General features: G+C 59.2%; 26 protein-coding genes. 9 read left to right on the forward strand and 17 right to left on the reverse strand.

Annotated features, from left to right (window positions below; translation table 11 throughout):
- Window positions 1-135: 135 nt before the first annotated feature.
- Entirely contained in the window at window positions 136-1695 is a 1560-nt protein-coding gene (locus IC37_RS22950; RefSeq protein WP_030131311.1) for an AmpG family muropeptide MFS transporter, read from the reverse strand.
- A gap of 44 nt (window positions 1696-1739) precedes the next feature.
- Window positions 1740-2093 (reverse strand): MGMT family protein, encoded by a 354-nt coding sequence (locus tag IC37_RS22955; protein ID WP_030131310.1) that lies wholly within the window; start codon window positions 2091-2093, stop codon window positions 1740-1742.
- A 167-nt stretch (window positions 2094-2260) separates the two neighbouring features.
- Here IC37_RS22955 and IC37_RS22960 point away from each other — a divergent pair, with 167 nt between their 5' ends.
- A complete protein-coding gene (locus IC37_RS22960; protein WP_030131309.1) occupies window positions 2261-3268 on the forward strand; it encodes a DUF481 domain-containing protein in 1008 nt (335 codons plus the stop codon).
- Window positions 3269-3432: 164 nt separating this feature from the next.
- On the opposite strand, the gene IC37_RS22965 is transcribed toward IC37_RS22960, so the two are convergent.
- Window positions 3433-3642, reverse strand: coding sequence for a cold-shock protein (locus IC37_RS22965; protein WP_002554837.1), 210 nt, complete (start codon window positions 3640-3642; stop codon window positions 3433-3435).
- 354 nt (window positions 3643-3996) lie between these two features.
- Between IC37_RS22965 and dcd the strand changes: the two genes are divergently transcribed.
- Window positions 3997-4563, forward strand: coding sequence for a dCTP deaminase (gene dcd, locus IC37_RS22970; RefSeq protein WP_007904652.1), 567 nt, complete (start codon window positions 3997-3999; stop codon window positions 4561-4563).
- A 107-nt stretch (window positions 4564-4670) separates the two neighbouring features.
- Window positions 4671-4880, forward strand: coding sequence for a hypothetical protein (locus tag IC37_RS22975; protein ID WP_081729385.1), 210 nt, complete (start codon window positions 4671-4673; stop codon window positions 4878-4880).
- 439 nt (window positions 4881-5319) lie between these two features.
- Here IC37_RS22975 and IC37_RS22980 read toward each other — a convergent pair whose 3' ends face one another.
- From IC37_RS22980 to IC37_RS23020, 9 genes are all read right to left on the reverse strand, one after another.
- Complete coding sequence (locus IC37_RS22980; RefSeq protein WP_030131308.1) at window positions 5320-6084, reverse strand: ABC transporter ATP-binding protein; 765 nt, start codon at window positions 6082-6084, stop codon at window positions 5320-5322.
- A gap of 13 nt (window positions 6085-6097) precedes the next feature.
- The gene (locus IC37_RS22985; protein WP_030131307.1) at window positions 6098-7216 is read right to left on the reverse strand and encodes a succinylglutamate desuccinylase/aspartoacylase family protein; all 1119 of its coding nucleotides are present in this window, start codon (window positions 7214-7216) and stop codon (window positions 6098-6100) included.
- Window positions 7217-7228: 12 nt separating this feature from the next.
- Window positions 7229-7939: an ABC transporter permease gene (locus IC37_RS22990; RefSeq protein WP_030131306.1), complete on the reverse strand. Its 711-nt coding sequence runs from the start codon at window positions 7937-7939 to the stop codon at window positions 7229-7231.
- Entirely contained in the window at window positions 7936-8664 is a 729-nt protein-coding gene (locus IC37_RS22995) for an ABC transporter permease (protein WP_030131305.1), read from the reverse strand. The genes IC37_RS22990 and IC37_RS22995 overlap by 4 nt, the downstream gene beginning before the upstream one ends.
- A gap of 56 nt (window positions 8665-8720) precedes the next feature.
- Window positions 8721-9503: a transporter substrate-binding domain-containing protein gene (locus tag IC37_RS23000; RefSeq protein ID WP_030131304.1), complete on the reverse strand. Its 783-nt coding sequence runs from the start codon at window positions 9501-9503 to the stop codon at window positions 8721-8723.
- A 358-nt stretch (window positions 9504-9861) separates the two neighbouring features.
- Window positions 9862-11550 carry an ATP-dependent DNA ligase gene (locus tag IC37_RS23005; RefSeq protein WP_030131303.1) on the reverse strand — a complete coding sequence of 563 codons (1689 nt, stop codon included), beginning with the start codon at window positions 11548-11550 and terminating at the stop codon, window positions 9862-9864.
- On the reverse strand, window positions 11547-12578 hold the full coding sequence (locus tag IC37_RS23010) for a ligase-associated DNA damage response exonuclease (RefSeq protein WP_030131302.1): 1032 nt from the start codon (window positions 12576-12578) through the stop codon (window positions 11547-11549). The genes IC37_RS23005 and IC37_RS23010 overlap by 4 nt, the downstream gene beginning before the upstream one ends.
- A 314-nt stretch (window positions 12579-12892) precedes the next feature.
- Entirely contained in the window at window positions 12893-15343 is a 2451-nt protein-coding gene (locus IC37_RS23015; protein ID WP_030131301.1) for a penicillin acylase family protein, read from the reverse strand.
- A 219-nt stretch (window positions 15344-15562) separates the two neighbouring features.
- Window positions 15563-16207 carry a glutathione binding-like protein gene (locus tag IC37_RS23020; RefSeq protein WP_030131300.1) on the reverse strand — a complete coding sequence of 215 codons (645 nt, stop codon included), beginning with the start codon at window positions 16205-16207 and terminating at the stop codon, window positions 15563-15565.
- Window positions 16208-16353: 146 nt separating this feature from the next.
- Here IC37_RS23020 and IC37_RS23025 point away from each other — a divergent pair, with 146 nt between their 5' ends.
- Window positions 16354-16911, forward strand: coding sequence for a cysteine hydrolase family protein (locus IC37_RS23025; protein ID WP_030131299.1), 558 nt, complete (start codon window positions 16354-16356; stop codon window positions 16909-16911).
- Window positions 16912-17113: 202 nt separating this feature from the next.
- Here the strand turns inward: IC37_RS23025 and IC37_RS23030 are convergent, their stop codons facing one another.
- The 4 genes from IC37_RS23030 to IC37_RS23045 are packed head-to-tail and all read right to left on the reverse strand — an operon-like array spanning window position 17114 to window position 18832.
- On the reverse strand, window positions 17114-17323 hold the full coding sequence (locus tag IC37_RS23030; protein ID WP_007906737.1) for an SEC-C metal-binding domain-containing protein: 210 nt from the start codon (window positions 17321-17323) through the stop codon (window positions 17114-17116).
- A 5-nt stretch (window positions 17324-17328) separates the two neighbouring features.
- On the reverse strand, window positions 17329-17820 hold the full coding sequence (locus tag IC37_RS23035; RefSeq protein WP_030131298.1) for an LEA type 2 family protein: 492 nt from the start codon (window positions 17818-17820) through the stop codon (window positions 17329-17331).
- Between the two features lie 33 nt (window positions 17821-17853).
- Window positions 17854-18330, reverse strand: coding sequence for a YchJ family protein (locus IC37_RS23040; protein WP_030131297.1), 477 nt, complete (start codon window positions 18328-18330; stop codon window positions 17854-17856).
- 4 nt (window positions 18331-18334) lie between these two features.
- Window positions 18335-18832, reverse strand: coding sequence for a DUF6231 family protein (locus tag IC37_RS23045; RefSeq protein WP_030131296.1), 498 nt, complete (start codon window positions 18830-18832; stop codon window positions 18335-18337).
- Window positions 18833-19033: 201 nt separating this feature from the next.
- Here IC37_RS23045 and IC37_RS23050 point away from each other — a divergent pair, with 201 nt between their 5' ends.
- The 4 genes from IC37_RS23050 (at window position 19034) to IC37_RS23065 (ending at window position 21738) form a co-directional block, all read left to right on the forward strand.
- On the forward strand, window positions 19034-19729 hold the full coding sequence (locus tag IC37_RS23050) for an OmpA family protein (RefSeq protein ID WP_030131295.1): 696 nt from the start codon (window positions 19034-19036) through the stop codon (window positions 19727-19729).
- Window positions 19730-19819: 90 nt separating this feature from the next.
- Complete coding sequence (locus IC37_RS23055) at window positions 19820-20545, forward strand: OmpA family protein (protein ID WP_030131294.1); 726 nt, start codon at window positions 19820-19822, stop codon at window positions 20543-20545.
- A gap of 163 nt (window positions 20546-20708) precedes the next feature.
- Window positions 20709-20987: a DUF1145 domain-containing protein gene (locus IC37_RS23060; RefSeq protein WP_030131293.1), complete on the forward strand. Its 279-nt coding sequence runs from the start codon at window positions 20709-20711 to the stop codon at window positions 20985-20987.
- A complete protein-coding gene (locus IC37_RS23065; RefSeq protein WP_030131292.1) occupies window positions 20980-21738 on the forward strand; it encodes a hypothetical protein in 759 nt (252 codons plus the stop codon). Before IC37_RS23060 ends, IC37_RS23065 begins: the two co-directional genes overlap by 8 nt.
- 271 nt (window positions 21739-22009) lie before the next feature.
- Here the strand turns inward: IC37_RS23065 and IC37_RS23070 are convergent, their stop codons facing one another.
- The gene (locus IC37_RS23070; RefSeq protein ID WP_030131291.1) at window positions 22010-22474 is read right to left on the reverse strand and encodes a CopD family protein; all 465 of its coding nucleotides are present in this window, start codon (window positions 22472-22474) and stop codon (window positions 22010-22012) included.
- Between the two features lie 99 nt (window positions 22475-22573).
- On the opposite strand from IC37_RS23070, the gene dinG reads away from it, so the two are divergent.
- Window positions 22574-24718, forward strand: coding sequence for an ATP-dependent DNA helicase DinG (dinG, locus tag IC37_RS23075; RefSeq protein ID WP_030131290.1), 2145 nt, complete (start codon window positions 22574-22576; stop codon window positions 24716-24718).
- Window positions 24719-24750: the final 32 nt, after the last annotated feature.

Raw genomic sequence — 24750 nt, forward strand, 5'->3', positions numbered from 1 at the left:
GCCGTTGTCGGTTGCTGATGACGAGAAATGACGGAGCATTGTACGGGCGAGATCTGCTGGCGTACAGGAGTGCGGCCGGCTGTGTGGCAGAGGGCGAATCTGCTCGCCCTCTGCCATGCTTCCTGCGTAAAGAGCCTACGACTCTTCCGCGACCTGGGTCTGAACCGGTTCCGGCGTCGGTGTCGGACCTGCGCGGCGGTTCTCCTGGAACCAGTGCAAGGCGATCAACAGCAAGGTCGGAACGCCCAGCAGGGCGGTGATCAGGAAGAAGTTGTGATAGCCGAATTTTTCCACCATGACCCCTGAGTAGCCGCCGATCAGGCGGGGCAGCAGGAGCATGATCGAGCTGAGCAGGGCGTACTGGGTGGCGGAGAACTTGAGATTGGTCAGGCTCGACAGGTAAGCGACAAATGCCGAAGTCGCCAGGCCCGAGCTGAAGTTATCCAGCGAGATGGTAGCAATCAGCATCTGCAGATTGGCGCCCATGTCCGTGAGCACCAGAAACAGCAAGTTGGTGGCGGCCGATGTAACGCCGCCGATAAACAGGATGGGCAGAATACCAAAACGCACGATCAGCAGACCGCCCATGCCGGCGCCGACTAGCGTCATGATCAGGCCGAAAATCTTGCTGACGCTGGCAATCTGATCCTTGGTGAATCCCTGGTCGATGTAGAACACGTTGGCCATCACGCCCATGACTGTATCGGACATTCGATAGGTTGCGATCAGCCCGAGCAACAGCAGGGCTTGCCAGCGGTAACGCAGGATGAAGTCGTTGACTGGCGTCAGCACCGGGGCCAAGCCACGGCGACCCATGGCCGACAAGCACAGGCCAGTGAGCGTGATATAGAGGATCGCCCGCAGGAATGCACGGTCTTCGAGCAGCAGGTCGAGCACGCTGACGCCTTCGAACAGTACGCTGGCGAAGTCCGTGTTGTAGAGCTGGGTGAACAAGGCCGGTACGGACACCAGTAGCACGATCAGCACGAACACCGACGCCAGTTGGTGCGCAAAGCTGTAGCGTCCGGCCTGCAATTGAGTGCGTAGCGGTACTGGCGGTTCGCGCATGAACAGGCTGGTCAGCAGCGCCGGGATCATCAACACGCCGAACAGCACGTAGGTGCCGGTCCACGCCGCATGCTTGTAGTTGAAACCGGTGGAGCCGAAGCCTTCGGCGAAAAACAATGCGCCGGCCGTCGCCAACAGGGCGGCGACCCGATAACCGGCCATGTAGCTGGCCGCCAGCGCGGCTTGATGAGTGTCGTCGACGATTTCCAGACGATAGGCGTCGACGGCGATGTCTTGCGTCGCCGAGGCGAAGGCGACGACCACGGCAATGGCGATCAGCCAGGACAGATGCTTTTGCGGGTCGCAGAAGCCCATGCCGATCAGGCCGAGAATCACTAGCGCCTGGGACAGTACCAGCCAGGAGCGTCGTCGACCAAGCTTGCCGAGCAGTGGCAGGCGCCATTGGTCGAGCAGCGGCGACCAGACCCATTTAAAGGCATAGGCCAGGCCGATCAGGCTTGCATAGCCGATGGTTTCGCGGGCCACGCCGGCTTCACGCAGCCAGACTGAAAGCGTCGAAAACACCAGCATGTAGGGCAGGCCGGCGGCGAAACCAAGCAGCAACAACACGAGCGTCGAGGGGCTGGCATAGGCGGCGAGCGCGGCGCGCCAGGTTTTACGGGGCATGGGCTGGAGTCTGCCTCAAGAATTACGGAAACAAAGCGCGCACTCTAACCGCTGTGCTCTACCGGGCGCCAGCCATGGCGCTGAATATCAACACGATTATTCAGGATACTCACGCCTTCCATGCGCAATCGGGCCCGTTGTTCATCCCCCGAAGGGCTGCCCACAGGCAGGCTGATCCGACCGCCGGCACCCAGCACCCGGTGCCAGGGTAATTTAGTGTCGCCGGGCAGTTGGCTGAGCGTTCGCCCGACCCAGCGAGCGGCGCGACCCAGTCCCGCCAGCTCGGCAAGCTGGCCGTAACTCACGACTTTGCCCTCAGGCACTTGTGCCAGGGTCAGGTAGAGCGCCGTGCGTCGGATTTGCGCCGCGCTTTCGGTTTCAACGGTTGAGTCGGTCACGTCCCGGGCTTCCTGAAAAAATGCGCATTTGACCGTTCGTAGAGTAAATCCTGAATCGGCCATTGAGAAATGAACTCAATAGAAATAGTCGGGTCAGTGCTTGTTAGGGCCTTATTCTTGAGGATAATGCCGACTTTTTTTCGCAAAGTTGAGCCTTCGATCCGCTTATGTTGTCCAGAACCTTGCTGTGCCTCGCTGTCGCCAGTGCTTCCACTCCCTTGCTTGCCGATACCGTGTGGTTGAAGAACGGTGACAAATTGAGCGGCAAAATCACCGTTTTCGATGGTGGCAAACTGCTGATTCAGACCGAGTACGCTGGCGCGGTCCCGATCGACTGGAAACAGGTCAAAACCCTGGAAAGTGATCAGCAACTGTTGGTCAAACAGGATGCCTATACCGGCGAGAAGGCCAAGGCGCTGCACGCGGCAGAGGACGGCAAGGTCACCCTGGCCAACGGCGATGGCCCCAAGACCGTGGAGCTGGCCAGTATCCAGCAGATGCTCAAGCCCAAGCCGGTGGTTGAGGATTTGGTGTGGAAAGGCAATGTCGACATGGCGCTGGATTATCAGCGGGCCGAAAAAGATACTGATGATTATGACGTTGGTTTCAAAACCACCGCGCGTCATGGTCGGTGGCGTCATACGGCGGAAGGTGAGTACAACCGCGAGTTCCAGGATGACGTCGTCACCACTGATAACTGGCGTGCCGAATACTCTCTCGACCGATTCCTCACCGAGAAGTGGTTCTGGCAAGGGCGTTTGAATTACAAGCGTGACCAGGTCGAAGAGCTCGCCCGCCAGCGCACCATCGGTACCGGCCCCGGTTATCAGTTCTGGGATAACGAACTGGGCGCCTTCTCCTTGGGCTCGCTCCTGAACAACACGGACTATGAGTATTCCAACGGCAACAAGGAAAACTTCTACTCCCTGGCGATGAAGTGGGACTACAACCGCTACCTGATCGGCAAGAAGGTCGAGTTCTTCACCAATGGTGAGGTCGGCAAGCCGTTGTCGGGCGTGGCGGATTACGCCCTCGATGCCGAGGTCGGCCTGCGCTACAAAGTCACCGACTGGGCATCGCTGAATCTGAAGGCCGAGAAAGACATCATCAGCGGTAGCGATGAGGCTGACCTGAGCAAGACCCGATACACCGCAGGGTTTGGCGTGACCTGGTAACACTGAAAGATCAAAAGATCGCAGCCTTCGGCAGCTCCTACACAGGATTGAGGTACATCCCGTAGGAGCTGTCGAAGCCTGCGATCTTTTTTGTCATGCAAAACATTCAGACACAAAAAAGCCCCGCTTTTAAGGGCGGGGCTTTTTACTAAAGCAGTTACAAGTTAGATAACTTGAACTTCTTCAGCTTGCATGCCTTTCTGACCGCGGGTAGCGATGAAAGAAACCTGTTGGCCTTCTTTCAGGCTTTTGAAGCCGTCGGATTGGATAGCTTTGAAGTGAACGAACAGGTCGTCACCGGATTGTGGAGTGATGAAGCCGAAGCCTTTTTCATCGTTGAACCACTTAACGGTACCGGTTTGGCGATTAGACATGGTGTAACTCCTTGAACAAAGATAACTGCGACGCAGGAAGAACCCTGGCCGAGACTGAGTGCAAAGAGCAGGAAAAATTCTTGTAGATGGTTGGATCGAAATTCAACATATCGTGTAGAGATTCTCAGTGACACAAGCAGCACAGTGGCGCCACCTTAACCCTTTTTCCGGAAAGTGCCAATGGTTCTTGCGAAGGTTTCTCTGTTTTCATGACTGACGGTGCATCGAATCGCGGTGAAGGCCCGGAATTCACGGGGGATCGTCGAGAATTGTCTCCCGGACTTTGAACGCGGCGCGACTGCCCGGTAAGATGCCGGACAGAATTTTTCCACCTCGCTATTCAGGACACCCGCCATGAGCATCAAATCGGACAAGTGGATTCGCCGCATGGCGCAGGAACACGGCATGATCGAGCCTTTCGTCGAGCGCCAAGTGCGCGGCAGCGACGATAGCCGTGTGATCTCCTACGGCGTGTCCAGCTACGGCTACGATGTGCGTTGCACCAATCACTTCAAGGTGTTTACCAACATCAATTCGGCGATCGTCGACCCGAAAAACTTCGATGCTGGCAGCTTCGTCGACATCCACAGCGACGTGTGCATCATTCCGCCGAACTCCTTCGCTTTGGCCAGCACCGTCGAATACTTCCGCATCCCGCGTAACGTATTGACCATTTGCCTGGGTAAAAGCACCTACGCGCGTTGCGGCATCATCGTCAACGTCACGCCGCTCGAGCCTGAGTGGGAAGGTCACGTGACCCTGGAGTTCTCCAACACCACCAATCTGCCGGCGAAAATCTACGCGAACGAAGGCGTGGCGCAGATGTTGTTCCTTGAGTCGGACGAAGAGTGCGAAGTCTCCTACAAGGACCGTGGCGGCAAGTATCAGGGCCAGCGTGGCGTGACCCTGCCGCGCACCTGAGTCAGCCGTCTGACAAACCGTTGGAATTCCTGAGCGGGCGTACACTCTATGGAATGTACTGCTCCGATTCGCGCAAGGCGGATCGGGCCATCGCTCAGGAGTGCTTCATGAAGATCGATCCACGAATAACTGCCGAACTGGCAAGGCTTGAGCCCAATCAGGTTGGCGTGCTGGCCTGGTCCTTGTTGGCACATCCGCCAGTCAGCATGGCAGGGGGCATCCCCGGTCAGCCTGATCCCGATACCCCCAACGAACAACCGACAGAACCCGGAGAGCCTACTCTTCCGGACGAACCACCACCCGCGCCAGTTGCCTGATCCCGCTGTCGAAATGAATGGCCAGTCAGCTGATATCTGTAAAAGATTTCAGCTGACTGGCCATATTTCTTTATCGCCTATGACAAAGATCGCCCGCGAAAGCGGTCCGCCAGTGACATTGATGCTGGATGTGCCGACGTCTTCGCGGGCAAGCCCGGCTCCCACAGGCTTCGATGTTGTTCATGCAGGCTGCGAACGACACAAAAAACTGTGGGAGCGGGCTTGCCCGCGAAAGCGGTTTTTCAGTCACATCGATGCTGGATGTGCCGACGCCTTCGCGGGCAAGCCCGGCTCCCACAGGGTTCGATGTTGTTCATGCAGGCTGCGAACGACCAAAAACTGTGGGAGCGGGCTTGCTCGCGAAAGCGGTCTTTCAGTGACGTCAATGCTGGATGGGCAAGTCGGATCGCCGCACCGCTCGCTCCTACAGGACAGTGGGTTACTTGAGGTTGCCGCTGAGGAACTGCTTCAGCCGTTCACTCTTCGGATTACCCAGCACATCCTCCGGCGCACCTTCTTCTTCCACCAGCCCCTGGTGCAGGAACAGCACCTGGCTCGATACCTTGCGGGCGAAGCTCATTTCGTGGGTGACCATGATCATGGTCCGGCCTTCTTCGGCCAGGCCCTGGATGACCTTGAGCACTTCGCCCACCAGTTCCGGGTCGAGCGCCGAGGTCGGTTCGTCGAACAGCATGACTTCCGGTTCCATGGCCAGCGCGCGGGCAATGGCTACCCGTTGTTGCTGGCCGCCCGAAAGGAACGCCGGGTACTGATCCGCCACGCGTGCTGCCAGGCCAACCTTGTCGAGGTAACGTCGAGCACGGTCTTCGGCCTCTTTCTTGCTGCAACCGAGCACCCGGCGAGGGGCCATGGTGATGTTCTCCAGCACCGTCATGTGGCTCCACAGGTTGAAATGCTGGAACACCATGGCCAGGCGGGTGCGTATTCGTTGCAGTTCATCGTCATCGGCGACGCGCATTCCATGACGGTCGTGGATCATGCGGATCGGCTGGCCGTCCATGGTCATGGCGCCGTCGTTGGGTTGCTCGAGAAAATTGATGCAGCGTAAAAAGGTGCTTTTGCCTGAGCCGCTGGCGCCGATCAGGCTGATGACGTCGCCGGTTTTGGCCTTGAGCGAAACGCCTTTGAGCACCTGATGATCGCCATAGCTTTTATGCAGGCCTTCAATGGTCAGTTTGTACATGGGGCATGCATCCTCAAGGCGAAAGTAGGTAGCCGCTGCGATAGGCTTCGGTGCCCGCGACGTGGGCGATCACCATGCCGGCAGTGGCCATGCGCCGCAGCGAACGGGCGTACATCAGCCCGGCGGCGGTGCAATGAACAGGGGTGACGCGATCATTGATCGGGTCGATCACTTCAGCAATCAATTGCCCGGCCTCCAGGTATTCCCCGGGCAGGGCCGTGAACACCAGCAACCCGCCCACGGGTGTCGCCACCGGTTCAACGCCGGCCAGCGGTGTGGCCGGGTAGGGCAGTGCCGGTAATGGCGCCGGCTCACCGGCAATCACGCCGAAGTGAATCAGATAATCGATCAGCGCCTGACAGTCGAGGCTGGCCAGCGGGTGATTGACGTCACCCTGGCCGCGCAATTCGACGGTGACTGAAAAACTGCCCAGCGGAATCTCGAACTGCTCGCCGAAACGCTCTTTCAATTGCCACCAGAGCAGCGTGAAGCATTCATCGAACGATTGACCACCCGAATCGGTAGCCAGCAGGCTGGCTTCGGAACCAATGTAGCGCGCCAACGGCTCGACCTGCGGCCAGGCCTCGGGCGTGGTGTAGAGGTGTGCCACGGCTTCGAAATCGCAATGCAGGTCCAGCACCATGTCTGCATCGCAGGCCAGCCGTTGCAGGGTCAGGCGCTGAGATTGCAGTTGAGTGCCTGCGGTCTGCCGCGCCAAAGCCTTGCGCAGGCTGTCGCGGATCAGTTCGAGGTTGCGTTGCGGATCGTCGCCAAGCAGACCTTCGATCTCGTTGCCGACTTCTTCACTCAAGTCGACGAACCAGCGATTGAAGTTCTGCCCGCTTTCCAGCTCATAGCGGCCGAGTGGAACGTCCATCAAAACTTGTTCCAGGCCGACCGGGTTGGCCACAGGCACCAGCACGATTTCACTGCGCAGTCGGCCCGCGGCTTCCAGCTCCGCCAGACGTTGCTTGAGGTGCCAGGCCACCAACATGCCGGGCAATTCATCGGCATGCAGGGAGGACTGGATGTAAATCTTGCCTTTGGCCGACGGCGGGCCGAAGTGGAAGCTGTGAATCTGTCGCACGGTCCCCGGCAGCGGGGCCAGCAGGTCATGAATCTGGTGGCGCATGTACGAGTTGTCCTAGTGAGTCGGCCCGAGGAAGGCCAGCCATCGGCGTTCGGCGAGGCGGAACAGGCCGACCAGCGCAAAGGTAACGGTCAGGTAGATCAGCGCGGCGATGCCGAACGACTGGAATGTCATGAAGGTCGCAGAGTTCGCATCGCGAGCAACTTTCAAGACATCCGGGATCGTCGCGGTGAACGCCACGGTGGTCGAGTGCAGCATCAGAATCACTTCGTTGCTGTAATAAGGCAACGAGCGACGCAGGGCCGACGGCATGATCACGTAGGCATAGAGCTTCCAGCCTGTCAGACCGTAGGCCTTGGCCGCTTCGACTTCACCGTGCGCCATGCTGCGAATCGCCCCGGCGAAGATCTCCGTGGTGTAGGCGCAGGTGTTCAGGGCGAAGGCCAGGATCGTGCAGTTCATCGCATCGCGAAAGAACGCATCGAGAACTGGCTGGGCACGTACGGCAGCCAGGCTGTAGATGCCGGTGTAGCAAATCAGCAGCTGGATATACAGCGGCGTACCCCGGAACAGGTAGGTGTAAAACTGCACCGGCCAGCGGACGTAGATCTTGGGCGAAACCCTGGCGATGGACAGCGGGATCGACACCAGAAAACCGATGAAGATCGACGCACTGAGCAACCACATGGTCATGGCCAGGCCAGTGATGTTGTAGCCGTCGGTATAAAGGAAGGGTCTCCAGTATTCCTGCAAGAGTTCGATCATCGTACGGCCTCCCGGGAACCGGCGGCGTAGCGGCGTTCGAGCCAGCGCAGGACGAAATTGGAGGCACTGGTGATCAGCAGGTAAATCAGGGCTGCCAGCACCAGGAAGTAGAACAGTTGATAGGTGCTTTTACCGGCGTCCTGCGCGGCCTTGACCAGGTCGGCGAGGCCGATGATCGAGACCAGTGCGGTGGCCTTGAGCATCACCATCCAGTTGTTACCGATGCCCGGCAGGGCGAAGCGCATCATTTGCGGGAACACCACGATACGAAAACGCTGACCGCGTTTGAGGCCATAGGCAGTGGCGGCTTCGACCTGGCCCCGCGGTACGGCGAGGATCGCGCCACGGAAGGTTTCGGTGAAGTACGCGCCATAAATGAAGCCCAGGGTGATGACCCCGGCGCTGAACGGGTTGATCTCGATGTATTCCCATTCCATGAAATCGGTAAACGATGTCAGCCAGGTTTGCAGGCTGTAGAAGATCAGCAACATCAGCACCAGATCCGGCACCCCGCGAATCAGCGTGGTGTAGAGCTGAGCCGGTACGCGCACCAGTTTGACTTTTGACAGCTTGGCACTGGCACCGAGCAGACCGAGCAATACGGCCAGGAAAAGTGACAACACCGATAATTTGATGGTCATCCAGGTGCCTTCCATCAGCAACGGACCGAAGCCCTTGAGGCTGAAGGCAGAAAGCCCCAGGTTTTGTAATAGGTTTTCGAACATAAATCAGCAACCTGATCGGGAAAAAAAAGCGCCCATCGCGAGATGGGCGCCGGGCATTATTTGCCGCTGTACAGATTCAGGTCGCCAAAGTGTTTCTTCTGAATGGTGGCGTAGGTGCCATCGTCGTGTAACGCTTTGATACCTTTATTCAAAAGCTCTTTGAGGTCTTTGTTACCTTTAGAGATACCGATAGCTGTTTTCGACGGCAGCAATTCGCTGTCGACCGGCTTGCTGACTTCGTAGCCTTCGCCTTTTGGTGACTTCAAGAAGCCCAGTTCGGCTTGCAGCATGTCCTGGATTGCCGCGTCGAGGCGACCGGACATCAGGTCCGAATACACCTGATCCTGGTTCTGATAGGCCTGGGTTTTCACGCCAGCCTTGTCCAGCACGGCCTTGGCGTAGGCTTCCTGGATGGTGCCTTGCTCATAGCCGACGGTCTTGCCTTTCAGCGAAGCGACATCTTCGCTCAGGCCGGAACCTTTCTTGAACACATAAGCGGTTGGGCCGGAGAACAGCTCGTCGGAGAAGTCGATGACTTTTTCGCGGGCCGGGGTGACGGTCATCGAAGAGATCACACCGTCGAATTTATTGGCTTTCAAGCCCGGAATCATGCCGTCGAAATCGCTTTCGACCCATTTGCACTTGACCTTCAGCTCAGCGCAGATTGCATTGCCCAAGTCGATGTCGAAGCCTACCAGGCTACCGTCGGCTGCTTTGGACTCGAACGGCGCGTAAGAAGGGTCAACGCCAAAACGCAATTCTTTGTATTCCTTGGCCAGTGCGGAGCCGGCAGCCATGCACAACGCCAGTGCAGAAAGGGTCAGCAATGCTTTTTTCATTATTCAATCCCTAAGAACCAATATGAGCGCTTGTGGCGCAGAAGTACTGTTACTGGAAAGCGTAAGACCTATTCAAAGTAGCAATTTCCGAACCAGAGTGCCGAACAAGCGTTTAAAAGGTAATACAAGAAATGGCAAAGCGCGATCTGTGCACGAAAATGGGCATCGCCAAATTCCTGCGCCAGGGTGGTGCCAAGTGTGGGAAGCCAATGCCAGATCGGTAGCCACAATCCATGTGGGAGCGGGCTTGCTCGCGAAGAGGGTGTGTCAGGCAACATTATGTTGACTGACACACCCTCTTCGCGAGCAAGCCCGCTCCCACAGGTTCTGCAACTTCACTGACCTGTATTGGGGCTGGTCAGGCGAGCAAGTCCTGCAACGTCGCCAAGCTGTCAGCGTCCTCCACCGACTTGTCCTGCCGCCAACGCAGCATCCTCGGAAACCGCACCGCAATGCCGCTTTTGTGCCGTTTCGACAGGGCAATGCCCTCGAACCCCAGCTCAAACACCAACGTCGGCTTCACGCTACTCACCGGTCCGAATTTTTCCACCGTGGTCTTGCGCACGATGCTATCGACCTGCCGCATTTCTTCGTCAGTCAACCCGGAGTAAGCCTTGGCGAAAGGCACCAGCGTTCGCTCGCGGGCAGAGGGTGGGCCATCCCACACAGCGAAGGTGTAATCGGTGTAGAGACTGGCCCGGCGGCCATGGCCCTGCTGGGCATAGATCAGCACCGCATCAACACTGAACGGGTCGACTTTCCATTTCCACCACACGCCCATGTCCTTGGTTCGCCCGACGCCATACAGCGCATCGCGGGCCTTGAGCATCATGCCTTCGACGCCCAGCCTGCGGGAGGCTTCCCGTTGGCGGGCGAGGTCGAACCAGTCTTCGCCGGTCAGCACGGGCGAGCTCAGTAACACCGGGTTTGCGCAGGTTTTGATGAGTTGTTCCAGTTGAGTACGGCGCGTGGCTTGAGTCTGGTTGCGCCAATCCTCTTCCTGCCATTCCAGTAAGTCGTAGGCCTGGATGACTACGGGCACCTCATCGAGGATTTTTTTGCTCAGCATTTTACGACCGATCCGCTGTTGCAACAGGGCGAAGGGCTGCACGCAAGGTGGCGATGGCGATTGCGCGTCGAAGGCGTCCTCGGTGCCTGGTTGTGCGGCTTTCCAGGCGACGATTTCACCGTCGATCACCGTGCCATCGGGTAAGTCATGAGCCAGGCTTTCCAGTTCGGGGAAGCGTTCGGTCACCAGTTCTTCACCTCTCGACCAGATCCACAAGCGCCCATCGCGCTTGACCACTTGAGCGCGGATGCCATCCCACTTCCATTCCACTTGCCACAGACTGGCCGGTCCGAGCAGGGCTTCGAACTGTTCGACCGGATGCGACAACGCATGGGCGAGGAAAAACGGGTACGGCTGGCCACCCCGTTGGGCATGCTCATTGGGTGATTCGGGGGCGATCAGCTTCAGGTAACTGACGGCGCTCGGGCGGTTAGACAGATCGGTGTAACCCACCAGCCGCTGGGCCACGCGCTTGCTGTCGAGCCCGGCCATCGCCGCCAGCGCGCGGGTGACCAGCAATTTGGAAACCCCGACACGGAAACTGCCGGTGATCAGTTTGATGCACAGCATCAGACTCTGGCGATCCAGTTGCGCCCACAAGGCGGGCAAGCATTCGGCGAGGGTCTGCGGGGGCGCGTTACGCAGTGGTAGCAGCTTGTCTTCAATCCATAGCGCCAGCCCGTCGGTAGAGGTATGGAGCGTTTCGGGCAGCACTAGCGAAATGGTTTCCGCCAGATCACCGACAGCCTGATAACTTTCTTCGAACAACCAGGGTGAGAGTCCGGAAAACGTTGTGGCCATTTCCCGCAACATCCGTACCGGCACCAATTGCCGAGGTCGTCCACCGGACAGAAAATACACCGCCCAGGCGGCATCTTCGGGCGCGGCCTGGGCGAAATAGTTCTGCATCGCCGTCAGTTTGGCGTTGCTCGAGGTGGTGGCGTCGAGTTCGGCATACAAGTCGGCGAAGGCTTTCATGCCAGCACCTCGACGCTCTCGGGTTCGAGGGCTGTGGTGTCTTCATCATCGCCGTATTCGGTGCTGAAGCTCATGGCATCAAGGCCTTGTTCGCGCAGATGGCGCACCAACACCCCGATCGAACCATGGGTGACGATCACGCGTTCGGCTCCGGTTTGTTCGATGGCCCAGAGCAGGCCGGGCCAGTCGGCGTGATCGGACAGCACGAAACCGCGGTCCACGCCGCGCCGCCGCCGTGTACCGCGCAAGCGCATCCAACCGCTGGCGAAGCCATCGCTATAGTCACCGAAACGCCGTACCCAAGGGCTGGCACCCGCCGAAGGCGGCGCGAGGACCAAGGCCTTGCGCATCATCGGGTCATGCTTTTTAACTTCGCCGGCATAGATCGTTGGCGGTAAATAGACGCCGCTCTCGCGATAAATCCGATTGATGGGTTCAACCGCGCCATGTACCAGAATGGGGCCGAGGCTGGCATCGATGCCGTGGAGAATCCGCTGAGCCTTGCCGAAGGCGTAGCAGAGCAGCACGCTGGTTTTGTCGACGGCGGCGTTGGTCTGCCACCACTGATTGATCTCGGCAAAGATTTGCGTCTGGGATTGCCAGCGGTAAATCGGCAGGCCGAACGTCGATTCCGTGATGAACGTGTGGCAACGCACCGGTTCGAACGGCGCACAGGTGCCGTCGGGCTCGGTCTTGTAATCCCCCGAGGCGACCCAGACTTCCCCCCCGTATTCCAAACGCACTTGGGCGGAGCCGAGCACGTGCCCTGCGGGGTGAAAACTCAGTTTTACGCCCCGGTGCAGCAATGGCTCGCCATAGGGTAGCGTTTGCAGGTTGATGTCCTGGCCCAGACGCGCGCGCAGAATGCCTGCACCCGGTGCCGCCGCCAGATAATGTTGATTGCCACGGCGAGCATGGTCGCTGTGGGCGTGAGTGATGACCGAGTGTTCGACCGGCTGCCATGGGTCGATATAGAAATCACCGGGCGGGCAGTACAAACCTTCGGGACGAGCGATAACAAGGTCCATATTGTTACCAGAATGGAGAGGCCTGTTAGCTAGGAGGTTTGTGCGAGACGAGAAGTTCTATTTTTTTTCAAGGAAGGATGGCGGCGTTAATCAGGCCGCCTTCGCGAGCAAGCCCGCTCCCACAGTAGACCGAGCCAGACGCAGGCTTTGCACCCGACGCCGAATAAATGTGGGAGCGGGCTTGCTCGCGAAGACGGCGGCACATTCAACATCAATGGACCCGACAGAATGCCTTCGCGAGCAAGCCCGCTCCCACAGTAGATCGCGCCAGGCGCAAGCTTTGCGCCCGACGCCGATCAAATGTGGGAGTGGGGTTACTTGCCAGGCGTCAGCGTCAACCGCGTCTTGCCATACACCTTGTCAAAGTTCTGCGGTTGCATCGGCAGGCTCATGTATTGCCCCTTGAGCCATGGATCGACGCTATCGAGATAGTGCGGGCTGGCCGGGTTGCCGGACTGGCCGGTACCGTTCTGGCCCATCAGCGGTTCGGCCTGGCCGAAATCGACGATAAAGCGCATGGCGGGCGCCAGCGTGGTGTTGAAGTCCTGACCCCAGGTGAACGCGGCAGTGTTGAGTGTGGTGTGGTCGCCGCCGGCTGCCAGCGGACCGCGCACAGTCTGGCCACTGGCGTTCTTCCACTCGTAGCGGTGCAGTTTGCCCCACTGCCAGGCTTTGTGATCACCACCCAACTGGCTGTCACCCGCGCTGATCGCGGCCGCCAGACTACGGGCGAGAATCGCCGGTTTGTCTTCTTTCTGCGGGGTGCGCAGGTCGTCCCAGAACGGACTGTCCTCACGACCCAGCAGATGATCGGCCTGAGCCGCGTAAGACAACTTGCCGTTGGCGATAAAGGCTTTCCACGCAGGGCTGCTTTCCGGGCCCAGTTCGTCGAGGAAAATCTGCTTAGTGCTTTCCTGCAGGAACAGCTCGTAGATCGCCGCGTCGGCGGAGGTCGGGCTGAGTTTGCCGTCGAAAGCCATCAAGCGCGTGTAGGTCTCGCGAGCCTTGCCGCGATCAGCCTCCGGCAGCGCTTCGATGGCCTGTTTGAGTGGTTGAGCCATTCCCGGCGCTTCAAACATCTTCTTCAGCTTGGCGGCGAAGGTGGTGGTCTGGTCGTATTGCATGGCGATCAGGCTACGCGTGTCGTGTTTGCCCACGCCCGCCAGTTCGGCCATGCGTTCGCCGCGCTCCGGTGCCGACCAGGAATTGGACAACTGCATGCCGTAGCCATGGGGAATGACCCGCTGGTTGGCGGTGCCCAGCCAGCCGTGAGCCGGGTCCTGATCATACGGATGGAGCATCGGGTCGGCGTAACCGTCCCAGTCGTAACGACCTTCCCAGCCCGGCGATGGCAGCAAGCCTTCGCCTTCGCGACGGTTCGGGTAGCGACCGGTGACTTGCCAGCCGATATTGCTGGCATCGGCAAACACCAGATTCAGGGCGATGGCACGTATTTCTCGGCTGGCGTCCGAGGCTTTCTCGACGCTCTGCGCTCGGGACAGATCGAAAAATGCGTCCAGGGTTTTGTCGTCGGTGAAGTTCGGCGTCTGCAAGGCCAGGCCGAAACCGTTCGCCAACGCGGTGCCTTGGGCGCTGTTGAGCAGTGGCCCGTGGCGGGTTTCGTACACCGCTTCGCGAATCGGCTTCTGGCCTTTGACGAAGTAGGTTTCGTTGCGCACGATCGCCGGTTGCCATTTGCCGCCCACTTCGTAGGAAAGGCCATTGCCCTGGCGTTTGATTTTTTCCAGGAACAGGTCCTGGTTGTCGCCCATGACCGTGGTCATGCTCCACGCCACTTTGCCGTTGAAACCACCGAGCACCATCGGTAACCCGGCAATGGTCACGCCGGAGGCCTGGTATTTCGGCGCGCGAATCTGCACGTAACTGAACAACGACGGTACGCCCAGCGGCCCATGGCTGTCGCTGGCCAACAGGCTTTTGCCGCTGCGGCTGCGTTGCGGGGCAATCGCCCAGTTGTTCGAAGACGTGGCGCCCAGCAGGTTCAGGTCGGACAGTTGACCGGTGGCTTTGCTGATTTCGCTCAGTCCCGGGATTTGCCCATTGAGTTTGATGCCCTGCAGTTTTTCGGCTTCTGCGACTGGCAGTTTTTCATCTGGGGCGGACGGCGCAAGCCACGCCAGCTTGTCGGTACTGACCGTCTGGGCCAGCATCAATGAGGAAATTTCTTCCGGCAGGTTCGCCGATTGACTGAAATTCAACAGGCAGAAAATCAGCGCCGAATCTTCCGGTTTCCAGTATTCAGGCTTGTAGCCAGTGGCTGCGAGGTCCGCAGGCAGTTTGTCGCGGTAGCGGAACAGGTAGGCGTTGACCCCACGGGCATAGACTTCGAAGAAACGCTTGAGGCGCGGCGAAGAGGCCTTGTACAGCTCACCGGCGCTTTTCTTCAGGTTGACCGCACGCATATAGCGGTCGGCGTCGAGCAGGTCCGAACCGGACATCTCCGCCAGACGACCCTGGGCCAGCAAACGCAGAGTGACCATCTGGCTGATGCGGTCGCTGGCGTGCACGTAGCCGAGGGTGAACAGCGCATCGTGGAAGCTGTTGCTCTCAATCAGCGGCATGCCCATGGCATTGCGTCGAATCGAAACGTTCTGCGCCAGTCCCTTGAGCGGCTGCACGCCGGAGGTCGGCGGGAGGGTGTCCTGAGTGTTCCAGGTCTGACAACCGGTCAGGCTTAAAACACCGGCCACTGCTGCGGCAACGCCGAACCGGGGAAGAAAATGTGAAAGGGCTGGCGAGGCCATGGCAAAGCTCCTGCGGGGGTAGTGACGCAATAAAGGCGCTACGTTAGTGAGCAGGAGGTGGCCGCGCAAGCGGCGGCGGTTTATTTCTTTATGGTGATCGTTCCCACGCGCAGCAAAGGAATGCAGCCCGTGACGCTCAGCGTCACATCCAGAGCCGAACGCGGAGCGTCCGTTGAGGCATTCCCACGCGGAGCATGGGAACGATCAGAGTGCAGTGCCTCAGGATTTAGGCGGGTTGATCTTGGCCACCAGCGCATACGCCTTCACCGTCGCCGGACGGTTCTGGATGTGGTTGAACCAGCGCAGTATGTTGGGGAAGTCTTCCAGGTTCTGGCTCTGCCACTTGTGAGAAACGATCCACGGGTAGATCGCCATGTCGGCAATGCTGTATTCGCTGCCGGCGACAAAGTCATTGTTGGCCAGTTGCTTGTCGAGCACCCCATACAGGCGGGCGGTTTCGTCGATGTAGCGCTTGATTGCGTAGGGGATTTTTTCCGGTGCGAATTGGCTGAAATGATGATTCTGCCCGGCCATCGGCCCCAGGCCACCCATCTGCCAGAACAGCCATTGCAGCGCTTGCTGGCGCCCGCGCAGGTCTTTGGGCAGGAACTTGCCGGTTTTCTCTGCCAGGTACAGCAAAATCGCCCCCGACTCGAACAACGACAGCGGAGCGCCGCCATCGGCCGGCTCATGATCGACGATGGCCGGGATTTTTTTGTTCGGCGAGATCTTCAGGAATTCGGGTTTGAACTGGTCGTTCTGGCTGATGTTAATCGGGTAAACGTTGTACGGCAGGCTGGCTTCTTCCAGGAATATCGAAATCTTGTGGCCGTTGGGGGTGGTCCAGTAATACAGGTCGATCATGAAGTGCTCCAAATCAAGAGACATCGTCAGGTGCGGACAGCGACCGCGAGCATCAGGTCGTCCTGTTTGCGTTTGATGGCTTGCCAGTAGGAAGAGGTGATGCTGAAGTGAGGGAAATTCAATGCCCCGGCAGGAGAAAAGTCGGCATGCAGCTCAAGACAAACGCGGCGCTGATCATCATCGATCAACAAAAAGGCATTCTGCATCCCAAGTTGGGCCGTCGAAACAACCCTCAGGCCGAAGAGCGCATCCTGGAATTGCTGGGGCATTGGCGCCGAACCGGGCGGCCGGTGGTTCATGTGCAGCATCTGTCCCGTTCAGCGGATTCGGTGTTTTGGCCACAGCAATCGGGGGTGGAGTTTCAGGAGCGTTTTCAACCATCGATGGGTGAGTGGCTGATTCAGAAACAGGTGCCGGATGCCTTTTGCTCGACGGGGTTGGAGGCGCGTTTGCGCGAGGCGGGGATCGATCAGTTGATCATCGTGGGTGTGGCGACCAACAATTCGGTCGAGTCCACGGCGCGAACGGCCGGGAATCTGGGGTTTGAAGCGTGGGTTGCGCAGGATGCGTGTTTCACCTTCGACAAGGCGGATTTTTTCGGTAATGCCCATTCAGCCGAGGAAGTGCATGCGATGTCGTTGGGTAATTTGCATGGGGAATATGCGACGGTCGTCAGTACCGCAAAAATTCTGCAGGCCGACTAAAAAACCTGTGGGAGCGGGCTTGCCCGCGATGAGGATCTAACTGAAACAGTTGTATTGAATGTGCCGCCGTCTTCGCGAGCAAGCCCGCTCTCACATTGGATCTGCTGTGTTCACACAATGTGTGGCTGGCGCAGTTCAAATGTGGGAGCGGGCTTGCTCGCGAAGGCGATTCAACAGGCGAAAAAGATATCCGCCCGAAGCCTCACGCGCCGTGGCACTTCTTGAATTTCTTGCCGTTGCCGCAAGGGCAAGGGTCGTTGCGGCCGACATCTTTCAGGGCATTGCGCACCGGTTCCTGGTGGGCGTGGCCGCAGTTCGGGCCGTGGACATGGCCATGATCGTGATCATGATGGTCGTGATGGTCATGATCGTGGTTGCAGTCAGGGCCATGGACATGAGGTTGCTGGGTCATCGGGGTCACTCCGGAATTAAATCGGCGGCGATTATCACGCCATTGCGCGCCAGGTGCACGTAGTGCGCGATGAATAAACCGGTTTCCAGTTCACCTTCCAGACGATAGGGAATGGGTTGGTCGGGTTTTTTCAGCAGTTTCACCAAGTCCCGAACCCTGGGCCACAGGTTGGTGCGGACCGGTACCTTGAAATAGGCACTGCGTTTGGGGCCGATCGTGAACCAGTGTTCGTGCTCGCCTTCAGTCAGCAACATGTCCCCCAAGTGAATGCGATATTCCAGGGCACGCACCGTCAGGTCTTGGTCGTTGGGATTGTCGACGCGAAAATGCAGCAGGAATTTCTGCTCCAGCAGCTTGGCCCGGACCACTTCGACCTTGACCAGATGCACCTGCGGATCCGGCAGATCGTCGTCAAAGTCGAACCACGACGTACAACCGCCGAGTCCTGAAAACAGGAGCAAGGTGAACATATAGAGCGCAAGTCGCCGGGTGGTCATGGTCGTGTTTCTCCCTTGACCTCCAGTCTAGCCTCAAGCGCCGAAATAACTCGCGCAACACTTCTTGAACTTCTGCCCGCTGGCGCACGGGCACGCATCGTTGCGCCCGGCCTTGAGCGGCACGGTGGGATCGATGAAATACCAGTGGCCGGCGTTCTGCACGAATGACGAACGTTCGCGGTGACTGTGTTCGCCGCTGCTATCGTGCCAGCGAGCGGTGAAGGTGACGAAAGCGTGCTCCGGCTGGCCGCCGAAAACCTCGGCGCTTTCCACTTCCAGGCCCAGCCAGGTGCTTTGAGCGCTCCAGTCGCTGATCGACTGGCGATCCAGGCCGGGCTGTTGCGCGGGCAGAGTGGTCGCCACCAGATAGTCGATCAGCCCCAGTACATAGGCGCTGTAGCGCGAACGCATCAAGACTTCGGCGCTAGGGGCTGGATGGCCGGCATGGTAATGGCCGCAGCAGGCATCGAGCAGCGTGCCGCTGCCGCAAGGGCAAATGGATGTACTCATTGCGTTACCACCAATATTTCCCGAAGTTTTCCGGATTGGCCCAGAAGCGTGAGTTGAGCCAGTCGGGCACCTGTTTGTAGTCAAGCAGATCGTAGGTAAACAGGGTCAGCACTTGATCGTCGCGCTGGAAGCGTTCGCTGGCTTGCAGGGCCAGGGAGAAAAAGTCCGTCTCTAGCCACCCGCACGCCGGCAAGTCGGCCAGCACCGCAATGCGACTGGCATTGAGGTTGCGTATTCCGCCAAGCAGATTCAGGCCGTCGCGCTTGGGCAAGTGTTCGAGGCAATCGACCACCAGCGCCAGATCAAACCGTTGCGCCGCCAGTTCGGCGGGCAGTGGCCCTGGCGCAGCAAAGGCGACGTTGCTATCCGGGTGCGCGGTTTTGAACGCTTCGAGCGCGGGGAACTCGCTGGCGCCAATCAGCAACAGACGTGCCGGGGCATAACGATCAAGCAAAGCGGCCAACGCCTGTTGGGGCGTGCGCGAAGAGATACCTGCAATCATCAAAGATCCTCAATCAGAACGCCAAGACTAGCCTGCCCCAACGTTCGGGCCTAGTGTCCTGTTTCGCGGGTTCAGCCAAAAAGTACCGATCTTCCGTGAACATGGGGCAAAACAGCAATGGCCTATTGCTGGCGGAGATTAAAAGTCGGGTCTTTACTCCCTAGCATCGGTTTTAAGCCGATCCCTCAGGAGAAGAACTAGATGAGCATAATTCGGACTGCATTACCCTTGGTTCTGCTAACCAGTGTGTTGACTGGTTGCGCAGGTTTGCAGAAAACCGACTGGCCGACCTGTGCGGGTGTCGGTGGTGTCATCGGTGCAGGGCTTGGCGCGACCGAGAGTTCGGCATGGGCCGGGTATGGCGCGCTGCTGGTCGGCGGCACGGCAGCGGCCTGGTGCTGGGTGCATGGCGATGGCGACGAAGACGGCGATGGTGTGCTGGACAGCCGCGACAAGTGCCCGGGTACACCTAAAGGCGTGCGGGTCGATGCCGACGGCTGCCCTCCACCAGCGCCTGCGCCTGTGGTCGAAGAGGCGGCGGTGGTCAAGGAAGAAGTCATCGTTATCCGTGATGTGCACTTCCAGTTCGACTCGGCCAAGCTCACCCCTGCCGATAAAGACGTACTCAACACCATTGCCACGCGCCTGAAACAGGAATCCTCCAGCGCCCAACTGACCGTGACCGGTCATACCGATAGCGTCGGCAGCGATGCCTACAACCAGAAACTGTCGGATAGACGCGCCCATTCGGTGGTGGAATACCTGATTTCCCAAGGCGTGCCACGTAGCAGTTTCGTGTCCGTGACCGGTGCCGGTGAAAGCCAGCCGGTGGCCGATAACAAAACTGCGGACGGCCGTGCGTTGAACCGTCGCACGGAAATCAAAATCAACCGCTAGATCCCTTGTGCTCCGCGGCTTGTACAGTCGCGGATGCGGGTCTTTACTCCTGTGTGACCGGTATGGGCCGGTGACACAGGAGCATTCACAATGAGCGTTCTCACAAGGACCGTCTTGCCGGTTCTGCTGCTTGGTAGCCTTCTAACCGGTTGCGCGACTCACAGCGATGGCACCGCGCCCCTCAATCAACGTACCTGGCCGATCTGCAGCATCATTGGCGGACTGGTCGGCGGCGGCTTGGGTGCAATTGAAAGCAGTGGCTGGGCAGCGGGTGGAGCGGCGCTCGGGATCTTGACCGGTGGCCTGATCTGTTATGCCCAGGATGGCGATGAAGACGATGATGGCGTCTTTGATCGACGTGATCGCTGCCCCGATACACCTGCCGATACACCTGCCGATACACCTGTCGAACATCACGGTTGCCCGCTGCCGCAATATCCGGCCAGCGTGAAACCTGTTGAACCACCGGTCTCCGAAGTCATCACCTTGAACGGTAACGTGCTGTTCGCTTACAACCAATCCGACCTGATGCCCGAAGCGCGCCGTCAGCTGGATTCGCTGATGGCCAAATTGCAGAACGCCGATGTGGTGAGCGTTAAAGTTGTCGGTCATACCGACAGCCAGGGTTCGGACGCCTATAACCAGAAACTGTCGGAACGTCGTGCCAGCAGCGTGGCGGCCTACCTGTTGAGTCAGGGGCTGGCGCCGAACAAACTCACCAGCGAAGGCCGGGGCGAAAGCCAGCCGGTGGCCGATAACGACACGGAAGAAGGGCGGGCGCAAAACCGTCGCGTGGAGTTGCACATCAATCGCTAAGCTCTGTGACTATAAGCCGCGTGATAGAGCCGTCGGACGACGATTCAGGTCGGTCCGGCGGACAAGCGGCGACCTTCCGGAAGAATTTTTTGTTGCCCTCTGGCTTATCCCGCGTGTAAGCCGTTACTGTGCGCCCAAAGAATAATTCTCAACGGGGCAGCGTATGAAGGTGTTTTGGGGGCTGGGAAAGTTATTGACCCTGCTGTTCTGGTTAGTGGCGCTGGTCAATCTGCTCATACCGTTTATTCATCCTCTGCACCTGTTGGTCAATCTGGCGGGCAGCGTGTTGGCAGGGCTCCATCTACTGGAGCTGGTGTTCTGCAACCGCAGCCTCAAAGGTCGAGCCCATCCTTGGCGTGATCGCCTGAAAATTGTCTTTTTCGGCGTTTTCCACCTGCAAACCATTCCGGCCCCGGCCGCTTCGAAGGCCTCCCATGCGTAAACTCTGTCTACTCGCCGCACTTATCAGCCCATTGGCCTGCGCACAGGTGGTGAGCGTCGAAACCAACTCGCTGATGCGCTTGCCCAACACCGCCAGTACCTTGCAACTCGAACGGCTGGAAGTCGGCGATTACGGCACCTTGCTGATTCCCTCGAACGTGACCGAAGTGACGGTCGGTGAACTGCACCTGGGGCGTGATGCGCGGATTGCCATTGTGCCAAGCGAACAAGCGCTGGCGTTGACGGTCAGTCGTGCCGAGTTGGCCGAAGGCAGTCAGATCACTGCGCGGGGCGCGCCGGGGACTTACCTCAAGGCCGCTCGCTCCGGGCGCAATCTGGATGTGCAGATCAAAGCCTTGTACGCGCCGCAATTGTCGGTAGACGCTCGCGGTGGCGCAGGCGCCCCCGGGTTTGTCGGCCTCGACGGGGCCAACGGTCAAGCACCGGGTTGTACCTGGGGCCAGGCCGGTCGCGGTGCCGATGGCAGTAATGGCAGCGACGGCCAGCCGGGTGCGCCAGGGGCGCTGGTTCGGCTGGAAGTGCCGCGTAATTACCCTGCGCAGCAGATCAAGGTCGAGGTTGCAGGCGGGGTGGGTGGCGTGGCAGGTCCGGGGGGGAAACCGGGTGCGGGTGGCAAGGCCAAGGGCTGTTTCGTCTATAAAGCCGATGGCGGCAAGAGCGGTCGCCCCGGTGCCGATGGCCAGCCAGGGCCTGCGGGGGTGGCGGGTTCGGTGAGCATTCAGCGGTTGTAAGAACCGGCAAGAACTCTGTGGCGAGGGAGCTTGCTCCCGCTGGGTCGCGAAGCGGCCCCAAAACCGGTGACCTTGATCTTCCAGAATGAACGCGGGTGACGGATTTACGACTGCTGCGCAGCCGAGCGGGAGCAAGCTCTTATAGAACAAAATTTATCTCATTGATTTTAAAGATAAATTTATTTGCCGATTTATCGGCATGTTCTCTGCGCGACAGCGCAGCCTCATCGCAGGCTGGGCGGACTCCCTCGCCACAGAGACTATATATTCCTCAGAACATCGGCCGAGCCGCAGCAATCGCCACCAGCACCAACCCGACCATCAGGTTAATCCCCACCAACCGGCGAATCTTACCCAGTACCGCCGCGCCCGTCGGCCAATCCTGAGCCGTCACCGCTGTGCGCAATTCCGGCAGCAACAACGCCTGAATCCGGATAAACAGCGCCGTCATCACCACATACAATCCCATCATCACCTGCACATACCGCGGCGCCGCTTCAAATCCGGAGAACTGCAGATGAATCATGCCCACGCCGCTGATCGGCAATAGAACCACCGCGATCCAGACCCAGCGAAAAAAACCTTGAAACACTTCTACCCACAGCTTCAACCGGGCAGGGCCTTCCAGCGCCTTCATCGCCGCGGGGCGCAGGACCATCCAGGCGAAAAACATACCGCCGACCCAGATCAGGGCCGCCAGTAAATGCAGGGTGTAGACGAGGGCAAAGGGTGTCATTGAGTTACTCCGTTCTGCGCAGGATTCATTAGCGGGGTATGATAGCGGCCGATCCGAACCACTGAAAATTTATCCAGCATTTTTTGCGCCCGACAATCCATGATCAGCACTGAACTCAAAACCACGATCCAGGGCGCCTACTCGCGTTTTCTCGAAGCCAAGAGCCTCAAGCCGCGCTACGGTCAACGCCTGATGATCGCCGAAATTGCCAAAGTCCTCGGTGACATCGACACCGACGACGAAGGCCGGCGCAATGGCGACCCCGCGATTGTCGCGGTGGAAGCCGGCACCGGTACCGGCAAAACCGTGGCCTACAGCCTGGCGGCGATCCCCACCGCGAAGGCTGCCGGCAAGCGTCTGGTGATCGCCACGGCCACCGTGGCCCTTCAAGAGCAGATCGTCTACAAGGATTTGCCCGACCTGATGCGCAACAGCGGGCTGAATTTCAGCTTCGCCCTGGCCAAGGGCCGCGGGCGCTACATGTGCCTGTCCAAGCTCGACATGTTGCTTCAGGAAGGTCACGCGCAGACTGCCACCGCGCAGCTGTTCGAAGAAGAGGGTTTCAAGATCGAGGTCGATGAGGCCAGTCAGAAGCTGTTCACCAGCATGATCGAGAAGCTCGCCGGCAATAAGTGGGACGGCGACCGCGACAGTTGGTCGACGGCGCTGGAAGACGCCGACTGGGCACGCCTGACCACCGATCACAGTCAGTGCACCAACCGCCATTGCCCGAATTTTGGCCAGTGCGCCTTCTACAAGGCCCGCGAGGGCATGGGCAAAGTCGACGTGATTGTCACCAACCACGACATGGTCCTGGCCGACCTGGCTTTGGGCGGCGGCGCGGTTCTGCCCGATCCGCGCGACACCATCTACGTGTTTGACGAAGGCCATCACCTGCCGGACAAGGCTATCGGTCACTTCGCTCACTACACGCGTCTGCGTTCCACCGCCGACTGGCTGGAAACCACCGCCAAGAACCTCACCAAACTGCTGGCCCAACACCCGCTGCCGGGCGATCTGGGCAAGTTGATCGAGCAAGTGCCGGAGCTGGCCCGGGAGATCAAGACCCAGCAGCAGTTCATGTTCAGCGCCTGTGAGCAAGCCGCCGACTTCAAGCCCGGCGAAGACGTCGAAGGCCGCGAGCGCCCACGTCACCGTTTCGTCGGCGGGGTGATTCCCGAGCACATGCGCGAAATGGGCATCGAGCTGAAGAAGGGCTTTGCCCGACTGACCGACCTGTTTACCCGTCTCACCGATTTACTCAAGGAAGGCATGGACGGCGAGGTCAATATCGGCATTGCCAGTAACCAGGCCGAAGAGTGGTACCCACTGTTCGGCAGCCTGTTGTCGCGTTCTTCGGGCAATTGGGAGTTGTGGACCGCCTTCACCGTCGAAGACCCGGAAGACAACCCGCCCATGGCCCGCTGGCTGACCCTGGCCGAAAGCGGTTCGCTATTTGACATCGAGGTCAATGCCAGCCCGATCCTCGCGGCGGACATGCTCCGGCGCAACCTGTGGAACGTGGCTTACGGGGCGCTGGTGACATCGGCGACCCTGACCGCTCTCGGTACCTTCGACCGCTTCCGCATGCGCGCCGGCCTGCCTAAAACAGCCGTCACCGCTGTGGTTCCGAGCCCGTTCCATCACGCCGACGCCGGCGTGCTGCGGGTGCCGGACCTGAAAGCCGACCCGCGTGATGCGCCGGCTCACACCGCGGCGATCATCCGCGACCTGCCGCAACTGGTAGAAGGTTCACGTGGCACCCTGGTGCTGTTCTCCTCACGCAAGCAGATGCAGGACGTGTTCGACGGTCTGGATCGCGACTGGCGCAAGCAAGTGTTCATTCAAGGCAACCTGTCGAAGCAGGAAACCCTGAACAAGCACAAGGCGCGGGTTGATGGCGGGGATTCCAGCGTGCTGTTCGGCCTGGCGAGTTTTGCCGAAGGCGTGGACTTGCCCGGTGCCTACTGCGAGCACGTGGTGATCGCCAAGATTCCGTTCTCGGTGCCCGACGACCCGGTCGAAGCGGCATTGGCGGAATGGATCGAGGCCCGCGGCGGCAATCCGTTCATGGAAATCTCCGTGCCCGACGCCTCGCTGAAGCTGGTCCAGGCCTGCGGTCGCTTGCTGCGGACCGAAGAAGACCGCGGCACCATCACCTTGCTCGACCGTCGTCTGGTCACGCAGCGCTACGGCAAAGCTATTCTCAATGCATTGCCGCCATTCCGTCGTGAAATTTCCTGATACGCCGGTGGGCAAATAGGCCCGCCGCGTTG

It is taken from the genome of Pseudomonas sp. QTF5, assembly GCF_000512695.2.
GTDB lineage: Bacteria > Pseudomonadota > Gammaproteobacteria > Pseudomonadales > Pseudomonadaceae > Aquipseudomonas.

Bases quoted from the DNA above. Each gene is read 5' to 3' on its own strand.
- IC37_RS23000 (WP_030131304.1), bottom strand. From the start codon at position 9,503: ATGAAAAAAGCATTGCTGACCCTTTCTGCACTGGCGTTGTGCATGGCT.
- IC37_RS22990 (WP_030131306.1), bottom strand. From the start codon at position 7,939: ATGATCGAACTCTTGCAGGAATACTGGAGACCCTTCCTTTATACCGAC.
- IC37_RS22950 (WP_030131311.1), bottom strand. From the start codon at position 1,695: ATGCCCCGTAAAACCTGGCGCGCCGCGCTCGCCGCCTATGCCAGCCCC.
- IC37_RS23035 (WP_030131298.1), bottom strand. From the start codon at position 17,820: ATGACCACCCGGCGACTTGCGCTCTATATGTTCACCTTGCTCCTGTTT.
- IC37_RS23045 (WP_030131296.1), bottom strand. From the start codon at position 18,832: ATGATTGCAGGTATCTCTTCGCGCACGCCCCAACAGGCGTTGGCCGCT.
- IC37_RS22975 (WP_081729385.1), top strand. From the start codon at position 4,671: ATGAAGATCGATCCACGAATAACTGCCGAACTGGCAAGGCTTGAGCCC.
- IC37_RS23030 (WP_007906737.1), bottom strand. From the start codon at position 17,323: ATGACCCAGCAACCTCATGTCCATGGCCCTGACTGCAACCACGATCAT.
- IC37_RS23070 (WP_030131291.1), bottom strand. From the start codon at position 22,474: ATGACACCCTTTGCCCTCGTCTACACCCTGCATTTACTGGCGGCCCTG.
- IC37_RS22960 (WP_030131309.1), top strand. From the start codon at position 2,261: ATGTTGTCCAGAACCTTGCTGTGCCTCGCTGTCGCCAGTGCTTCCACT.
- IC37_RS23060 (WP_030131293.1), top strand. From the start codon at position 20,709: ATGAAGGTGTTTTGGGGGCTGGGAAAGTTATTGACCCTGCTGTTCTGG.
- IC37_RS23065 (WP_030131292.1), top strand. From the start codon at position 20,980: ATGCGTAAACTCTGTCTACTCGCCGCACTTATCAGCCCATTGGCCTGC.
- dinG (WP_030131290.1), top strand. From the start codon at position 22,574: ATGATCAGCACTGAACTCAAAACCACGATCCAGGGCGCCTACTCGCGT.
- IC37_RS23040 (WP_030131297.1), bottom strand. From the start codon at position 18,330: ATGAGTACATCCATTTGCCCTTGCGGCAGCGGCACGCTGCTCGATGCC.
- IC37_RS23020 (WP_030131300.1), bottom strand. From the start codon at position 16,207: ATGATCGACCTGTATTACTGGACCACCCCCAACGGCCACAAGATTTCG.
- IC37_RS22995 (WP_030131305.1), bottom strand. From the start codon at position 8,664: ATGTTCGAAAACCTATTACAAAACCTGGGGCTTTCTGCCTTCAGCCTC.
- IC37_RS22985 (WP_030131307.1), bottom strand. From the start codon at position 7,216: ATGCGCCACCAGATTCATGACCTGCTGGCCCCGCTGCCGGGGACCGTG.
- dcd (WP_007904652.1), top strand. From the start codon at position 3,997: ATGAGCATCAAATCGGACAAGTGGATTCGCCGCATGGCGCAGGAACAC.
- IC37_RS23025 (WP_030131299.1), top strand. From the start codon at position 16,354: ATGCAGCTCAAGACAAACGCGGCGCTGATCATCATCGATCAACAAAAA.
- IC37_RS22965 (WP_002554837.1), bottom strand. From the start codon at position 3,642: ATGTCTAATCGCCAAACCGGTACCGTTAAGTGGTTCAACGATGAAAAA.
- IC37_RS23015 (WP_030131301.1), bottom strand. From the start codon at position 15,343: ATGGCCTCGCCAGCCCTTTCACATTTTCTTCCCCGGTTCGGCGTTGCC.
- IC37_RS23050 (WP_030131295.1), top strand. From the start codon at position 19,034: ATGAGCATAATTCGGACTGCATTACCCTTGGTTCTGCTAACCAGTGTG.
- IC37_RS23005 (WP_030131303.1), bottom strand. From the start codon at position 11,550: ATGAAAGCCTTCGCCGACTTGTATGCCGAACTCGACGCCACCACCTCG.
- IC37_RS22980 (WP_030131308.1), bottom strand. From the start codon at position 6,084: ATGTACAAACTGACCATTGAAGGCCTGCATAAAAGCTATGGCGATCAT.
- IC37_RS23055 (WP_030131294.1), top strand. From the start codon at position 19,820: ATGAGCGTTCTCACAAGGACCGTCTTGCCGGTTCTGCTGCTTGGTAGC.
- IC37_RS23010 (WP_030131302.1), bottom strand. From the start codon at position 12,578: ATGGACCTTGTTATCGCTCGTCCCGAAGGTTTGTACTGCCCGCCCGGT.